General features: G+C 42.5%; 14 protein-coding genes and 1 riboswitch. Of the genes, 2 read left to right on the top strand and 12 right to left on the bottom strand.

All coding sequences use genetic code 11. The annotated features are described in order from the left end of the window. Window positions 1–65: 65 nt before the first annotated feature. From metH to yhfH, 11 genes are all read right to left on the bottom strand, one after another. Window positions 66–3,515 (bottom strand): methionine synthase, encoded by a 3,450-nt coding sequence (metH, locus tag BLT18_RS02725; protein WP_091270943.1) that lies wholly within the window; start codon window positions 3,513–3,515, stop codon window positions 66–68. A 34-nt stretch (window positions 3,516–3,549) separates the two neighbouring features. Then, a complete protein-coding gene (locus BLT18_RS02730; RefSeq protein ID WP_091270945.1) occupies window positions 3,550–5,376 on the bottom strand; it encodes a bifunctional homocysteine S-methyltransferase/methylenetetrahydrofolate reductase in 1,827 nt (608 codons plus the stop codon). A gap of 34 nt (window positions 5,377–5,410) precedes the next feature. After that, window positions 5,411–6,514: a methionine biosynthesis PLP-dependent protein gene (locus BLT18_RS02735; RefSeq protein ID WP_091270946.1), complete on the bottom strand. Its 1,104-nt coding sequence runs from the start codon at window positions 6,512–6,514 to the stop codon at window positions 5,411–5,413. 95 nt (window positions 6,515–6,609) lie between these two features. Continuing rightward, window positions 6,610–6,721, bottom strand: a riboswitch (SAM riboswitch). A gap of 62 nt (window positions 6,722–6,783) precedes the next feature. Further along, window positions 6,784–6,948 carry a hypothetical protein gene (locus tag BLT18_RS18085; protein WP_175487343.1) on the bottom strand — a complete coding sequence of 55 codons (165 nt, stop codon included), beginning with the start codon at window positions 6,946–6,948 and terminating at the stop codon, window positions 6,784–6,786. Window positions 6,949–6,963: 15 nt separating this feature from the next. Further along, the gene (gene prsW, locus BLT18_RS02740; protein WP_091270948.1) at window positions 6,964–7,617 is read right to left on the bottom strand and encodes a glutamic-type intramembrane protease PrsW; all 654 of its coding nucleotides are present in this window, start codon (window positions 7,615–7,617) and stop codon (window positions 6,964–6,966) included. An 81-nt stretch (window positions 7,618–7,698) separates the two neighbouring features. Further along, on the bottom strand, window positions 7,699–8,646 hold the full coding sequence (locus tag BLT18_RS02745) for an asparaginase (protein ID WP_091270950.1): 948 nt from the start codon (window positions 8,644–8,646) through the stop codon (window positions 7,699–7,701). After that, window positions 8,643–9,641: a YpdA family putative bacillithiol disulfide reductase gene (locus BLT18_RS02750; protein ID WP_091270952.1), complete on the bottom strand. Its 999-nt coding sequence runs from the start codon at window positions 9,639–9,641 to the stop codon at window positions 8,643–8,645. The genes BLT18_RS02745 and BLT18_RS02750 overlap by 4 nt, the downstream gene beginning before the upstream one ends. 328 nt (window positions 9,642–9,969) lie before the next feature. Further along, window positions 9,970–11,250, bottom strand: a complete 1,281-nt coding sequence (locus BLT18_RS02755; RefSeq protein WP_091270954.1) for a Glu/Leu/Phe/Val family dehydrogenase — start codon at window positions 11,248–11,250, stop codon at window positions 9,970–9,972. A gap of 105 nt (window positions 11,251–11,355) precedes the next feature. Then, window positions 11,356–11,916 (bottom strand): hypothetical protein, encoded by a 561-nt coding sequence (locus BLT18_RS02760; protein ID WP_091270956.1) that lies wholly within the window; start codon window positions 11,914–11,916, stop codon window positions 11,356–11,358. A gap of 80 nt (window positions 11,917–11,996) precedes the next feature. Next, entirely contained in the window at window positions 11,997–12,755 is a 759-nt protein-coding gene (locus tag BLT18_RS02765; protein ID WP_091270958.1) for a metallophosphoesterase, read from the bottom strand. A gap of 386 nt (window positions 12,756–13,141) precedes the next feature. Beyond that, window positions 13,142–13,279, bottom strand: coding sequence for a protein YhfH (gene yhfH / locus BLT18_RS02770; RefSeq protein WP_091270960.1), 138 nt, complete (start codon window positions 13,277–13,279; stop codon window positions 13,142–13,144). Between the two features lie 202 nt (window positions 13,280–13,481). Here yhfH and BLT18_RS02775 point away from each other — a divergent pair, with 202 nt between their 5' ends. Next, window positions 13,482–13,694, top strand: a complete 213-nt coding sequence (locus tag BLT18_RS02775) for a hypothetical protein (RefSeq protein ID WP_091270962.1) — start codon at window positions 13,482–13,484, stop codon at window positions 13,692–13,694. A 113-nt stretch (window positions 13,695–13,807) separates the two neighbouring features. Continuing rightward, window positions 13,808–14,038 (top strand): hypothetical protein, encoded by a 231-nt coding sequence (locus BLT18_RS02780; protein WP_091270964.1) that lies wholly within the window; start codon window positions 13,808–13,810, stop codon window positions 14,036–14,038. Window positions 14,039–14,040: 2 nt separating this feature from the next. Here the strand turns inward: BLT18_RS02780 and BLT18_RS02785 are convergent, their stop codons facing one another. Next, window positions 14,041–14,283 carry a hypothetical protein gene (locus BLT18_RS02785; protein WP_091270965.1) on the bottom strand — a complete coding sequence of 81 codons (243 nt, stop codon included), beginning with the start codon at window positions 14,281–14,283 and terminating at the stop codon, window positions 14,041–14,043. Between the last annotated feature and the right edge of the window lie 25 nt (window positions 14,284–14,308).

Genomic DNA, 14,308 nt, shown 5'->3' on the forward strand with positions numbered 1-14,308 from the left:
AACGGCATTAAACGCCCTTCCCATACAAAAAAACCCTTTTGGCATACGGCCAAAAGGGTTTTTCCTTATAATACGCTGAAGTACCTTGCTTCTGGATGAGCAAATACCATCGCAGAAACAGAAGCCTCTGGTTCCATCATATATTCTTCTGTTAAATGGACACCTATCTTTCCAGGCTCTAACAGCCGGAATAGTTTAGCTTGATCGTTTAAATCAGGACAAGCCGGGTACCCAAACGATACTCTAATGCCTTCGTATTTTGCCGAAAACCGTTCTTCCATCGTTAACTCTGGCGAATCCGGTATGCCCCATTGATCACGCATCATTTGATGCAGCTTTTCTGCAAAGCCTTCTGCAAGCTCTAATGCTGTTGCTTGAATGAGGTGGCTGAACAAATAATCACCGTTTTCTTTTGCTTGGGCAGACATTTCCCGTACGCCTTTCCCAGCAGTCACTGCTAAAAATCCGACGTAATCCATTTCTCCGCTTTCGACTGGGCGAATGAAATCAGCCAGGCACAAATATGGTGCACGCGGCTGCCGCGGGAAAGAAAAGCGCTCAAGTATTTTCTTTTCCTCTGGATTGTTATAAATAACAATATCATTACCTTCAGATTGGGCTGGATAAAATTGATACATGCCGTGCGCTTTCAATAAGTCTTCTCGTTTTGCCTGCATCAAGAGTGCATCTACTTTTTCTTTTAAATCCAGTGCTTTTTCATTTTTTTCTTCTAATAACCGGCTTACCTTCCCTTGAAGCCCTAAGTGTTTCCCCATCAGCATCTGCAAATTCACGTACGGCTCTAAATGGGCAATGCTGAAGTCTTTTAATACATGCTTTTTTAAATCCGGCGGTGTTTGAACCGGAACGGTCAACGATACTTCTGAACGTGCAGGCATATCTTCTTCGGGTGTTCTGGCTTTTTGCTTCCGTTCTCCTTTTTCTAAACGGTTTTCAGCTTTTTCCTGTAATTCTTGCTGCAGCTTAGTACGCTCCTCTGGAACAGCAAGCTTGTTCGCTATATCGAGACCATTCATGGCATCTTTGGCATACAGTACCATGCCGTCGTATTCCGCACTAATCTTTTCTTCTGTAAATCTACGTGTTAAGGCCGCTCCCCCGACAAGAACAGGAATGGATATTTCTTGGTTCTTCAAATCCTGTGCAGTGAGCACCATTTGCTGTGCCGACTTCACGAGCAGTCCGCTTAAACCTACTGCATCGGGCTTCTCTTGATCAATAGCTTCGATGAGTTCGTTCGATGTTACTTTAATTCCTAAGTTGACAATTTTAAAACCATTATTCGACAAGATAATGTCAACTAAATTTTTGCCAATGTCATGCACGTCGCCTTTTACGGTTGCCAGCAATATTTTCCCTTTGCCAGAGTCGTCTTCTTTCTGTTCCATATGCGGTTCTAAATGGGCAACTGCGGCTTTCATAGCTTCGGCACTTTGCAGCACTTCAGCAACAATTAACTCGTTGTTGTTAAATAATTTACCGACCTTATCCATTCCCTTCATAAGGGGACCATTGATAATATCGAGTGGCTCATCGAATTTTTGCAGAGCTTTATCCAAATCATCAAATAAGCCCTCTTTGGTGCCTTCTACGATATATTCCGCGAGCCGGTCTTCAAGGGAAAGATTTTTTTCGACTTTCTTTTTTTCTGACTTTTTCCCGCGATAGTGTGCAGTGAAATCCGCAAGCGATGCATCACTTGTTTCAAACAACAACTTGCGTGCCATTTCTTTTTCTTCCTCTGGAATGCTGGCATAGCGTTCTACCTTTTCCGTGTTTACAATCGCATAGTCCAAGCCTGCTTTCGTGCAGTAATACATAAATGCTGCATTTAACACTTCACGCCCGACAGGAGGGAGGCCAAATGATACGTTACTAACCCCTAAAATAGTCAAACAGTCCGGCAAATGTTCTTTAATGAGACGAATACCTTCCACTGTTGCTTCAGCAGAACCAATATATTGTTCATCACCTGTTCCAACTGGAAACACAAGCGGGTCGAAAATAATATCTGTTGGATTCAGGCCGTACTTGTGCACGAGCAAATCATGAGAGCGTTTTGCCACTTCGAGCTTGCGTTCAGCCGTAACGGCCATCCCTGTTTCATCAATGGTCCCCACAACGACTGCAGCACCAAAACGCTTAACAATCGGTATAATATCATCAAAACGTTCTTCCCCGTCTTCTAAATTAATCGAATTAATAATTGCTTTTCCCTGAGAGTAGGTTAACGCTTTTTCAATCACCTTGGCATCTGTGGAGTCAATCATTAACGGGACTTTCACTTTATTGGTAACATAGCTTAAAAACTTTTCCATATCCTCTAATTCATCACGATCCGGGTCAGCCAGACATACATCAATGACGTGTGCTCCACGCTTTACCTGGGCACGGGCAATTTCAGAAGCTTCTTCAAATGCCTCTTCATTAATTAGCCGTTTAAATTTTCGTGAGCCGATCACATTTGTTCTTTCTCCAACAAACAACGGTCTCATATCTTCTTCATATATAAGCGGTTCAATACCAGACACAGCGTGAGCGTGTGAATCGGCCGGTACTCTCGGCTCATAGTCTTTTAATGTATCTCTCATTACTTTAATATGTTCTGGTGTAGTACCACAGCAGCCGCCTACAATATTCAACCAGCCTTTTTCGGCAAATGTTTTTAATTTTGATGCCAGTGATTCTGGTGACTCATGGTAATGACCTTCTTCATCCGGAAGACCAGCATTTGGATAACAATGCACATAAGTTGTGGCCAGCTCTGATAACGACCGCAAGTGATCGCGCATAAATTCTGGGCCTGTCGCACAGTTTAATCCGACAACCGTTGGTTTCATGTGCTCAAGGGAGATGTAAAAGGATTCAATTGTCTGTCCTGCAAGAGTTGTTCCCATCGGCTCTATCGTTCCAGACACAATCAGCGGAAGCTCGATGTTCATTTTTGTTTCTGCTTGTTTAATACCAGCATAGGCAGCTTTTACATTTCGCATATCCTGGCTCGTTTCCAGCAAAAAGATGTCTGCACCGCCCTTCATTAAACCCGTTGCCTGCTCCTGATAGGCATGCACTAAATCATCAAATGTAGCACCACCGGTAACGGACAATGACTTCGTTGTCGGCCCCATTGCTCCAGCCACGTAACGGGGAAAATCGGGAGTCGAAAAATCCTCCGCCGCTTTTTTTGCAAGTTGCGCCGCTGCAATATTTAATTCTTCTGCTCTATCTTCTAAGTCATAGTCACTAAGCACGATATCCGTTGCTCCAAACGTATTGGTTTCAATAATATCGGCACCTGCCTCCAAATAATCGCGATGGATGCGATCAACCACATGCGGAGAGGTGACATTTAAATATTCATTACATCCATCATAGTGTTCTCCGCCAAAATCTTCTGGTGACAAGTCTGCATTTTGCAGCATCGTTCCCATCGCACCATCTAGTAGTAATATGGACTGTTGTAATCTATCTTCAAATTTTATTGTTTTGGTCATCTTTCCACTCCTCTATATACTGCTCTCCACTATCTTAACGCTGCAGTGCTTGTGCACGTATATATGACGTTAATTCTGTTGTTATGTCATACCGCAAAAATGGTGTGATCAAATATATGCCTTGAAAGTACAATAACGCCTCGTCAATAAGAGATTTCGCAATGGCGATGCCTTCTTTTTGCGCTTTTTCCCGGTCTTGACCACAATCGGCCATAATTTTCCGTGTTTCATCTGTCAGCTTGATTCCCGGCACTTCATTATGCAGAAACTCTGCATTTCTGCTGCTGACAAGCGGCATAATCCCTACGTAAATAGGAGCATCTAAGTGCTTTGTTGCTTCATAAATTTCCTTAAATTGTTCTTTTCCATACACTGGCTGACTCATAAAATAATCTGCACCTGCATCTACTTTTTTCTCGAGCCTTTTCACCGCACGATCGACATTTCGAACATTAGGGTTGAATGCTGCAGCAATCGTAAAGGATGTCTTTTCTCCTAATGATTTTCCCGAAAAGGAGCGGCCCTCATTCATTTCTTTCATGAGAGAAATTAAATTCAATGAGTTCACATCATACACAGACGTTGCTCCTGGAAAGTCTCCCACTTTCGTTGGATCCCCAGTCACCGCTAAAATATCATGAATACCTAGAGCGTGGATGCCTAACAAATGGGATTGCAGTCCGATTAGGTTGCGGTCCCGGCAAGCGACATGCAAGAGAGGTCGTGCATTTGTTTGATTTTTAACCATTGCTCCCATCGCTAAATTATCAATGCGCGGAGAGGCAAGAGAGTTGTCAGCCATCGTTACCGCATCGGCTCCAGCTCGATACAGAGCAGCTGCTCCTTCTATATACTTTTGTGTTGACAGCTTCTTTGGGGGATCCAATTCAACAATCACCGTTGGCTCCGTATTTTTTTCATCGAGACGTACATGAGACTGAGCAGGCGGCGCATTGTCGAACGCATCTGACTGTACCGGTGTTACAATTGCTTTCTCACGGACAGGTGCTGTACCTTTTACAGCCTTTGCAATTTCAGCAATATGTTCGGGCGTTGTGCCGCAGCACCCTCCAATCAGCCTGACTCCTTGCTGTTTAAGATCCTGAGCTCTTTCATAAAAGTAGTCGGGATTTGATTGATAAACAAATCTCCCATCGTCTAGATCCGGCAAGCTTGCATTAGGATAGGCAGATAGAAACACATCTTCCATTAACGGAACTGTTTCCAGTGAGCGCAGAATATGGTACGGACCCATCCGGCAGTTTAAACCGACAACATCTGCCCCAGCATTTTTCAACCTTTGAAATACGTCAGAAACCGGCAAACCGCCCCGCATGACTCCTACATCACCTAAAGCAGCCTGCGCGATAATTGGCAAATCCGTTAATTCCCTGATAAGTGTTACTGTGCCCAGCAGCTCGTGGATATCATAAAATGTTTCCAGCATAAAACCGTCAACGTTTTCTGACAATAACGCTTCTGCCTGTTCTTTAAAAGCATCTAATATATCGTCATTTGTGACATCAAGCTGCTGGACTCCTTTTATTCCTCCAATTGTTCCAAACACATACGCATCATCAGCCGCTGCTTCTTTAGCCAGCTGTACACCGGCTTTATTGATTGCACCCGCTTGTTCATGAAGTCCATATTTTTCGAGTTTTATCTTGTTTGCAGCATACGTATTGGTTTGTATAACGTCAGCACCGGCTGCCACATACTCTTTATGAATCGCAGTAATTGTCTCCGCTTCTTCGATATTCAATTTCTCAAAAGATCCTCTGTAGCCTTTTTCATATAAGTAGGTGCCTATTGCCCCATCTCCAACCAGCATGCTGTGCTGTAATTTTTCTAGTACATTCACTTTTTTGTCATCCTTTCTGCCTTACTTCAGCACCTTACAGCTTAGAAAATGCCTGATCTAAATCAGCAATTAAATCTTCTGCGTGTTCAATACCAACCGAAAAACGCAGCAGTCGATTATCCACACCATTTGCCATCCTTACTTCTTCGGGGACGTCAGCATGTGTTTGTGTTGCCGGATAAGTGATAAAACTCTCTACACCGCCGAGGCTTTCAGCAAACGTAATCAAACGTAATTCCTGAAGCAATGTGTCAACCCATTCTTCGTCTTTTACCCGAAACGACAGCATGCCGCCTTTTCCAGGATAGAGCACATCTGCTATTTTATCATGGTCTTCTAAATAGGCAGCCACAGCTTTCGCATTTTCTGTATGCTTTTCCATTCTTAGCGACAATGTTTTCATTCCACGCATTAAAAGCCACGAATCAAGCGGCGCTAAAATCGTCCCCATTCCATTATGAAAAGCGGCAATTCGCTCACAAATGCTTTCGTCTTTGGCCACGATCAGACCGGCAATCACGTCATTATGGCCGCCTAGATACTTCGAAGCGCTGTGAATGACGATATCAGCTCCCATATCTAACGGCTTCTGCAGAATGGGGGTGTAAAATGTATTATCTACAATAAGCAGAAGGTTGTGTTTTCTGGCAATATCTGAAAGAGCATATAAGTCTGCTTGCTGCATTAATGGATTTGTTGGAGTTTCAATAAATAACGCTCGGGTTTTTTCTGTAACCTGTTGTTCAAATTGTTCGATATCTCTTGGGTCACCGTAGTTAATACTTACTCCCCAATGCTTCCAGCCTTCTTCAAACAAGCGGTACGTGCCGCCATATAAATCTTGTGAGGCTAGAATTTCCTCGCCGCTTTCAAAAATCGCAAACAACGTTTGAATAGCTGCCATACCTGAACTTAACGCAAATCCCTGCCGGCCGTTTTCTAACGAAGCAATTGCGTTTTCCAAAATGTCTCTTGTGGGGTTTTTGGTTCGTGAATAATCATAGCCAGTCGACTGGCCGATTCCCGCATGTCGATAAGCAGTGGAAAAATAAACGGGAGCGCTTACTGCGCCTGTTTTTTCATCTTGATTATTACCAATTTGCACTAAATTCGTTTCTATGTGATGTTTCCTACTCATCTGTCTGCACCTCTTCTGCATATGTATTTCTCCATAAAAGGAAAGCCTTCTTCTTGATAAGAAGAAGGCTTGCTTTCATTGGCAATCTATACTTCTCCTTATCTCCCAGACGAAAGCAATCGCCTGCTGGATTTAGCACCTGACCGCACGCCACGGCTGGTTGCTGAGATTTCATCGGGCCGGTCCCTCCATCTCTCTCGATAAGAATATAAGCTATTTTTGTTGTTAGTAAAACCGTACACGATTAAAAGCATAATTGCAATAACAAATTATTCCGGTGTGACATCAATGTGAAGGTTGGAATCATTGCCGCACACGCACTGCTTAAAACCAGTTTCTAATTCTCCTTTGCTGTTATAACGTCCGCGAAGGATATATTTTTCCCCGCACTTTGGGCAACGGACAATGACACGATATCTTGTCTGAACAGCCATCAATATCATCCTTTCTTATGCTATATTTTCATTCGCTTTTTTCGTTTTTGATAACGCGAACCACCATAAGAAAAACATAAACGGTACTATCGCCAGTATGACATTTTCATGGACGGCCAATAATATCAAATCGTATACACTGTGTAAAACGATCGGGACCGCCAACGACAATACCATCCAGCATATTCTCATGCTTTTTTCTACAGTCCATTGTGCACATCCTATATAATACCCCATTAGGACTCCAAATAAAGCATGACTTGAAACAGGGAGGAGTGCTCTGCCTACAGCATAATCAATACCTGCTGCCATTAAATACAAAACATTTTCTACAGAAGCAAATCCTAACGAAATGGCTGCTCCATACAAGACGCCATCATAGCGCGAAGAAAATGGAACAAATTTGTAAACAGTATAAAATAAAAGAAACCATTTAAAAAACTCTTCCAGAAAGGCAGACGCGACAAGAACGTGCTGCCAGTCAGAGGAGAAAACCCGCTCGACTTCCAAGGCATATTCCAGCACAAGAATAGGAAACACAAGCAGCGCGCCAATAATAAACGTTCGCACAACCTCAAAGAGGATGCTGGTATCATATTTGTTTTTTAAATAAAAATAACTTAAAAGAGCGACCGCTGGAGCGATGGCCGCTACTATTAGCGCTATCACTACTATCCGTACCCTTCTTCTGCTATTATCATAACATGCAATGGCTGCTCGAGAAATATGGCATATAACATGAAGACCCCGCTACGCATCTGATTTTGCCGATAAAGAAACTGCTAGACGGATACGTGCTTTTTTAGCATCCAAATCTCCTGCAAGCTTTGCACCCATTCTTTCTAAATCATAGGTACTTCCTCGATAATCATAAGCCGAAAGCACATTTCCTTCTTCTGCATTTGTCGTTAACACAACTTCGATATTTTGTTTTATTGCCCTTCTAATACTATCTGCCATCTCTACAGGAATTTGCCCGCGCCCTGCTCCTTCAACAACAATTCCTTTTGCACCAGCAGCAACAGAAGCATCAACGTGTGTGCCGTCTGCACTCACATACGCTTTGACAATATCTACTTTTGGCAGCATGTTTCCAAGAGGCAATACTTCTTGTTTAACCGGCTTTTGGTAGAGGAAAACATTGTCTGCATCAACAGTCCCTAAATAGCCAAACCCAGACGTGCCAAACCCTTGAACATTAGAAGCGTGTACTTTTTTAACGTAGCGGGCGGCATAGATGCTTTCGTTAAAAACAACAACTGTCCCAATATCAGCACAATCTTTTTCACAAGCTGTCAGCACCGCATAACGGACATTTATGTAAGCATCGCTCCCCAATGCTTCAGGTGCTCTTTGTGACCCCGTAACAACGACTGGTTTCCTGTGCGCTACTGTTATATCCAAAAAGTACGCTGTTTCTTCTAATGTATCTGTCCCGTGCGTAATAACAATGCCGTCAACCGTATCATCGTTTACATATTTGCGGACTGTTTCGTGGAGCTTGATGTAATCATCAAAATCTACGTGCATGCTCGGTTTTTGCAAAAAAGATTCGACAACAATATCAATATCACTCGGCAAATCAAACATAGCGGTCAACTCTTCTCCGCTTATTTCCCCTGCAACCAGCAAGCCAGAGTCTATATTAGGTTTACTTGCAATCGTACCGCCAGTAGTGATAATAACGATTTTTTTCATGACTGCACCCCATTTTCACGCCGTTTTTTTATGGCATTTGCAATCCGCTCTCCATGAAAACGTCCATTTTCAATAAAAATTTCATTAGCATTATTCCCTGCTGCAATCACACCTGCGATATAAATGCCTTCTACATTAGTCTCCATTGTCTCTTCGCTAAACACCGGGCGGCCAGTATCTTCTTCCATTTGCACTCCCATTTTTCGCAAAAACGCATGATCAGGGTGATACCCGGTCATAGCCAGCACAAAATCAGCTTCTTGCTGGTATGTTTTACCTTCAGTACGATAATAAACAGCAGATGAAGTAATTTTTTCAACGTGTGCTTCATACACCATTCGTATTTTATTTTGCCGGACAAGGGAATAAAAGTCAGGCAGAATCCAAGGCTTTACTGCACTTGAAAATTCACTTTTCCGATAGAGCACGGTCACATGAGCCCCTGCTTGTTCAAGCGCCAGCGCAGCGTCCACCGCAGAATTCTTCCCTCCAACAATTGTTACGTTCTTTTGAAAAAACGGGTGCGCTTCTTTAAAATAATGAAAAACATGCGGAAGGTTTTCCCCTTCTACCCCCATCATATTGGGATTATCGTAATAACCGGTTGCAACAATTACATTTTTACAGTGATAAGTTTTTTCTTCATCATGCGCTGTAGAAGTTACTACGTAAAAACCATTTGTTTCTGCTTTGCTTACTTTCTTTACTGTCTCGTAAGAGTGGATTCTCAGTTTACTTCTCTCCGCCACCTTCCGGTAATAAACGAGCGCTTCGTGGCGCTTTGGCTTTCTTTCAATGGATGGAAAAGGGTAGCCGCCAATTTCTAGTTTATCGCTGGAACTAAAAAAAGTTTGGTGAGAAGGGTAACGATAAATGGAATGGGCCACATTGTTTTTTTCTATGAAGAGCGGCTCGTATCCATTCTCTTGTAAAGCAAGGCCCGTCGAAAGACCGCACGGGCCTGCACCAATAACGATAATGTCTTCTTCCAGCATATCCTCATCTCCCTTGTTGACTGTATATAGTAAGAAAAACGCGAGCGTCCTAAAAGAAGGAACTTCGGCTACGATGAAGGCACTTCTGCATGGAGCGTCAGCCAGAGGCTTTTGAAAGATACTTCTGTTAAGTACGCACACGTTTTGTGTGCAGCGCAGCAGGCACCATCTCCTGTGAAAACACGCCTTGTATGCAGCCGCTAAGCAAACCCACGCCGCGGGCGTCCAAGCGGCTTATGCTTGCACAAGAGGAAAATAACACCGGCTTTTATGTTCTCCTAGCAAAAGAAACCCGCCACAAACAGGCGGGTCCGTCCACTATCTTTGTTTAAATCCACCCTCGAAACCTTGAAGCCTCTGCCATTTTGCGGACGCCAATCATATAGGCTGCTAGGCGCATATCAATTCTTCGCCCGTGTGCCAGCCTGTAAATGTTATCAAAAGCTTGTACCATCACTTGCTCAAGTTTGTTCTCAACTTCTTCTTCCGTCCAATAATACCCTTGGTTATTTTGTACCCACTCAAAGTAAGACACGGTTACTCCACCTGAGCTAGCCAGCACATCCGGCACTAATAAAACGCCGTTATCAGACAGAATCTTTGTTGCTTGAAGAGTTGTCGGGCCATTTGCGGCTTCGACAACAATACCGGCTTTAATAAGATCGGCATTTTTCTCTGTAATTTGATTTTCAATAGCAGCCGGTACCAATATATCACAATCAATTTCTAGCAGTTCGTCATTCGACAAACGATCTTTGAAAAGATTTGTGACCGTTCCAAACGAATCTCTTCTGTCAAGCAAGTAGTCGATATCCAAGCCATCAGAATCATACAATGCACCATATGCATCAGCTACACCGACTACTTTCGCCCCTGCATCATGCATAAACTTTGCTAAAAAGCTGCCTGCATTGCCAAAGCCTTGAATCGCTATTCTGGCATCTTTTAGATCGATTCCCTTTTTCTTTGCTGCTTCACGTATGCAAATGGTAACTCCTTTTGCCGTCGCTGACTCTCTGCCATGCGAACCTCCTAAAACAACTGGTTTCCCTGTAATAAATCCAGGAGAGTCAAACTCGCGGATTCTGCTGTATTCATCCAGCATCCACGCCATAATTTGTGAATTCGTAAAAACATCTGGAGCTGGAATATCTTTGGTTGGCCCCACAATCTGACTGATTGCTCTTACGTACCCGCGGCTTAAGCGTTCTAGTTCATGAAAAGACATATTTCTTGGATCACAAATAATCCCGCCTTTTCCTCCGCCATAAGGAAGATCAACGATTCCTGCTTTCAGAGACATCCATATAGACAACGCCTTCACTTCTTGTTCCGTAACGTTAGGATGAAAGCGGACGCCTCCTTTCGTCGGGCCAATTGCATCGTTATGCTGTGCACGGTATCCTGTGAATACTTTTGTAGAACCGTCGTCCATTTTTACCGGGATACGTACAGTCAACAACCGCATCGGCTCTTTCATAAGTTCGTACACTTCTTTTGGATATCCCAATTTATCTAAAGCTTTCTTTATTACCGTCTGCGTAGAATCAAGGACGTTCATGTTTTCTGCTGTCTTTTTTTTCTTGTCTTGATTCCCTTGTTCCTCCATTATTTTTTCACCTCTAAAACGATTGCTTAGTCATGTGTATGCCAATTACTACTATAAAGAATTAAAACAGTGATTTCCACTCATAAACAAGAAAAAGAATGACAGTTATTCAGGCGATGCTAAATACTGTAAGGCTGACCTGACGTTAATAACTTTTCCCCTTTTTTGAACGCAGCCTGGGTCGATATACGTCTTCTCCCCGTATTCTTCTAATAATGCTGTCAACAAGTACTGCTGTGTCATTTCTGAACAGGTAAACAACAAATAATCATACGGATACCAATATAAAAGAGTTCCACCTTTCAAATCATATTCAGCCGCCCTGAGCGCAAAGGCACCTAAGTTTTCTTTTGTCGCAAACCGAAATAACAGCACTTCTTCGTTTTGACTGGTTTCACAAAACAGCGGCATTTGATTGCCATGTTCATCATAAAAATGAACAAGAAGGAAAATATCCCCTGCTTCGCCTTCGTTAAATTCCACATCTAGCTGTGCATTTTCTTGCACTTGAAAATGATTGGATGCCATCCATAATAACGATACAAAAAAAGCCTCTGCCCGCTCACGATGTACGAGTCCATTACGGGGGTCCAAACCGTATCTTTTTAACTCTTGTGTATCCAAATAAACTTGTAAACGATCCTCCGGCCAAGTGTACATCTCCATTTTTCTTCCTCCTGAATATGCCATGGTGCTGTCATTGCTTGCTATACTGTATTCATTCGCCCAAGGAGGGGTGAAGAGATTTACACTTTTGATTTTAACGTTAAAAGGTGTGTCTCGGCAGGAGCCCCAAAACGCAGCGGCAGAGACGTTGTTCCATAGCCATTACTGATTAATACGTTTATCCCTCGCCGCTGTTTCCAGCCGCCGCGCTCACGAATACCAAAACGCCCAAAGCGAATTTGTCCCCCGTGCGTATGGCCCGTCAGTGCTGTATCAAACGTTGTTGGATCATTCAGTTTCGATATAACCTCTGGGTCGTGCACAACTAAAACCGGAATCGGCTGCTGCGTTTTTTCATACAGCCGCCACTCAGCCAACTTTTGATAACGGTCCATTAACCCTGCAATCTGCAGCTTATGACGGCCTATTCCCCACTGATAAATGTCATTTTCCAAACATATGACACCCTCTTCTTCCAATAAACGTCCAAGCTGTTCCTGTTCTTCTATATCGTTATTTCCCCACACAAAAATGACCGGACCGATTTCTTGTAAACGCCGTATATTTGTTCGCACCCTGTTAATCGGTACATTTTTCTCCAAAAGATCCCCACCAATAATTACAATATCTGCTTTTGACTTCGCTTTATGTACTAGCCTTCGGGAAACGCGGCGAAAATGTATGTCCGAAATGAAAAATATCCCTTTTTCATCGAAGGGAGTTGGCAAGTCATATATATAAAGATATTCTTCTTTGATATAATTCCGTTTTGCTTCCATAAACATAAACAATATCCAGAGCCCGCTGCACCAAAATAACACTTTCCACCATGCTTTCATCGTTCATCGCCTTCCCCTGTTCATGTTTGTTCTTTTACCATGTTACATCATAGCAAAACTTTTCGGGCAGATAAACAAAAACACTGTACTAATACACAAGCTTTCTCTTCCCCAAACAGATATACACAGAATATGTACTACTATCTTCTGTAATTCCTTGAAGCAAGCTTCTGTCAAAACCACTCAGAGAAGAAACGTGCGCACATTTGCGCAGCTTCCTTGTTATGTATTGCGCACTTGTTGCTTGTCTTTCTTTTCCTGACGGCAGCTTAGGCACACACCGCTTACCGAGCACGTGGATATACAATGAACACTCACGTAATAAAACTTGCCAGCCGAAGGCTCATAATAAAAAAAGAAGAACGGCTTCCCGTCCTTCCCATCATCTATAGCGCTGCTTTCCTTAAGCATTTGTCGCATTTATTCATATATGATTCATGCATTTCATCCATAACATCCCCACAATCCTCACATTGTTTCGGCGGCAAATTTCTGAAAAACTCTGTTATTTTTTTCACTTCCATTTCCCCTCCCAATTGATGTTAATAACATTGTATTATAACAGTTTTGTTTTTGTCAACTTGTTTTAAAACAAAAAACTGCCCATTTTTATACCTGTAATAAGACACACTAAATTACCAATAAATACTCGCAGATTTTTCATAGCAAGAATCTGTCACAGTAGATTATAATAATAGAGAACTCACTGACAGGGAGATGACGCGCATGGATTTGACAGTTTTTCTTATCGGAACGGGATTATTCGGGGCAGGCTTTTTTTTACTGTTGTTCCTATTGTTAACAAAAAAACGTCTAATTGTTCCTTTTATATTAATGGGGATAGGTGTCGCTATCTGTTTTATCGGATTGGTCCTCTCTTCTCCTTTAACAGAAGAGGAACAAGCCTCAACAGAAGCACGGCACACTCTATCACGTTAATACATATGTTCATTCCTCTGTACGAGGAATTTTCATTTATATGTTTGAAAATTCTAACAAATTGGCGTATACTAACAGTAGTAAACTTCATGAAACACAGGGGGAAAAGGAATATGCTTTTAAACAAATTAAAGTGCCGCTCGCTTGTCACCGATGATGATGTCCGTTATAACTTCCGGCTTGGTATTCCTGTTGAAGTTTATTGTGTGAAAGCAAAATCAACATTGGTTTTTGGCCGAATTGAACATTATAATAAACAATATATTTGTGTGGCTGGTCATTGGTTTCATCGCGATCGTTTTATCTTTTTTGGACAGCGGCACCTCGAAAAAATAAGTTCTTAAACTTATGAATGGTACAGGGTCATCCATGCCAATACCGTAACACCGGTTACAATAAGCAAAAATACAACAAGCAGCACGCGTACAAGTGTCACACTTTTAATACGTTTTTTCTTTCGATGCACTTTTTTTCGCGGCGGCAGTGATAACACATCAACCGTATCATCGTCATTGCGCTTTTTTGTCTTTTGTTCTGTTTGGTAACGAAGTGTTTCCGCCTGCTCCCTTTGTCTCGAAGCTCCTGCCATATCACATCACCTTCTTTTTCACCTA

It is taken from the genome of Alteribacillus persepolensis, assembly GCF_900099605.1.
GTDB lineage: Bacteria > Bacillota > Bacilli > Bacillales > Marinococcaceae > Alteribacillus > Alteribacillus persepolensis.

Excerpts from the sequence above, each read along its gene's own strand:
- metH (WP_091270943.1), bottom strand. The coding sequence starts at position 3,515 with ATGACCAAAACAATAAAATTTGAAGATAGATTACAACAGTCCATATTA.
- BLT18_RS02735 (WP_091270946.1), bottom strand. The coding sequence starts at position 6,514 with ATGAGTAGGAAACATCACATAGAAACGAATTTAGTGCAAATTGGTAAT.
- BLT18_RS18085 (WP_175487343.1), bottom strand. The coding sequence starts at position 6,948 with ATGGCTGTTCAGACAAGATATCGTGTCATTGTCCGTTGCCCAAAGTGC.
- BLT18_RS02745 (WP_091270950.1), bottom strand. The coding sequence starts at position 8,646 with ATGAAAAAAATCGTTATTATCACTACTGGCGGTACGATTGCAAGTAAA.
- BLT18_RS02750 (WP_091270952.1), bottom strand. The coding sequence starts at position 9,641 with ATGCTGGAAGAAGACATTATCGTTATTGGTGCAGGCCCGTGCGGTCTT.
- BLT18_RS02755 (WP_091270954.1), bottom strand. The coding sequence starts at position 11,250 with ATGGAGGAACAAGGGAATCAAGACAAGAAAAAAAAGACAGCAGAAAAC.
- BLT18_RS02760 (WP_091270956.1), bottom strand. The coding sequence starts at position 11,916 with ATGGAGATGTACACTTGGCCGGAGGATCGTTTACAAGTTTATTTGGAT.
- BLT18_RS02765 (WP_091270958.1), bottom strand. The coding sequence starts at position 12,755 with ATGAAAGCATGGTGGAAAGTGTTATTTTGGTGCAGCGGGCTCTGGATA.
- yhfH (WP_091270960.1), bottom strand. The coding sequence starts at position 13,279 with ATGGAAGTGAAAAAAATAACAGAGTTTTTCAGAAATTTGCCGCCGAAA.
- BLT18_RS02775 (WP_091270962.1), top strand. The coding sequence starts at position 13,482 with ATGGATTTGACAGTTTTTCTTATCGGAACGGGATTATTCGGGGCAGGC.
- BLT18_RS02780 (WP_091270964.1), top strand. The coding sequence starts at position 13,808 with ATGCTTTTAAACAAATTAAAGTGCCGCTCGCTTGTCACCGATGATGAT.
- BLT18_RS02785 (WP_091270965.1), bottom strand. The coding sequence starts at position 14,283 with ATGGCAGGAGCTTCGAGACAAAGGGAGCAGGCGGAAACACTTCGTTAC.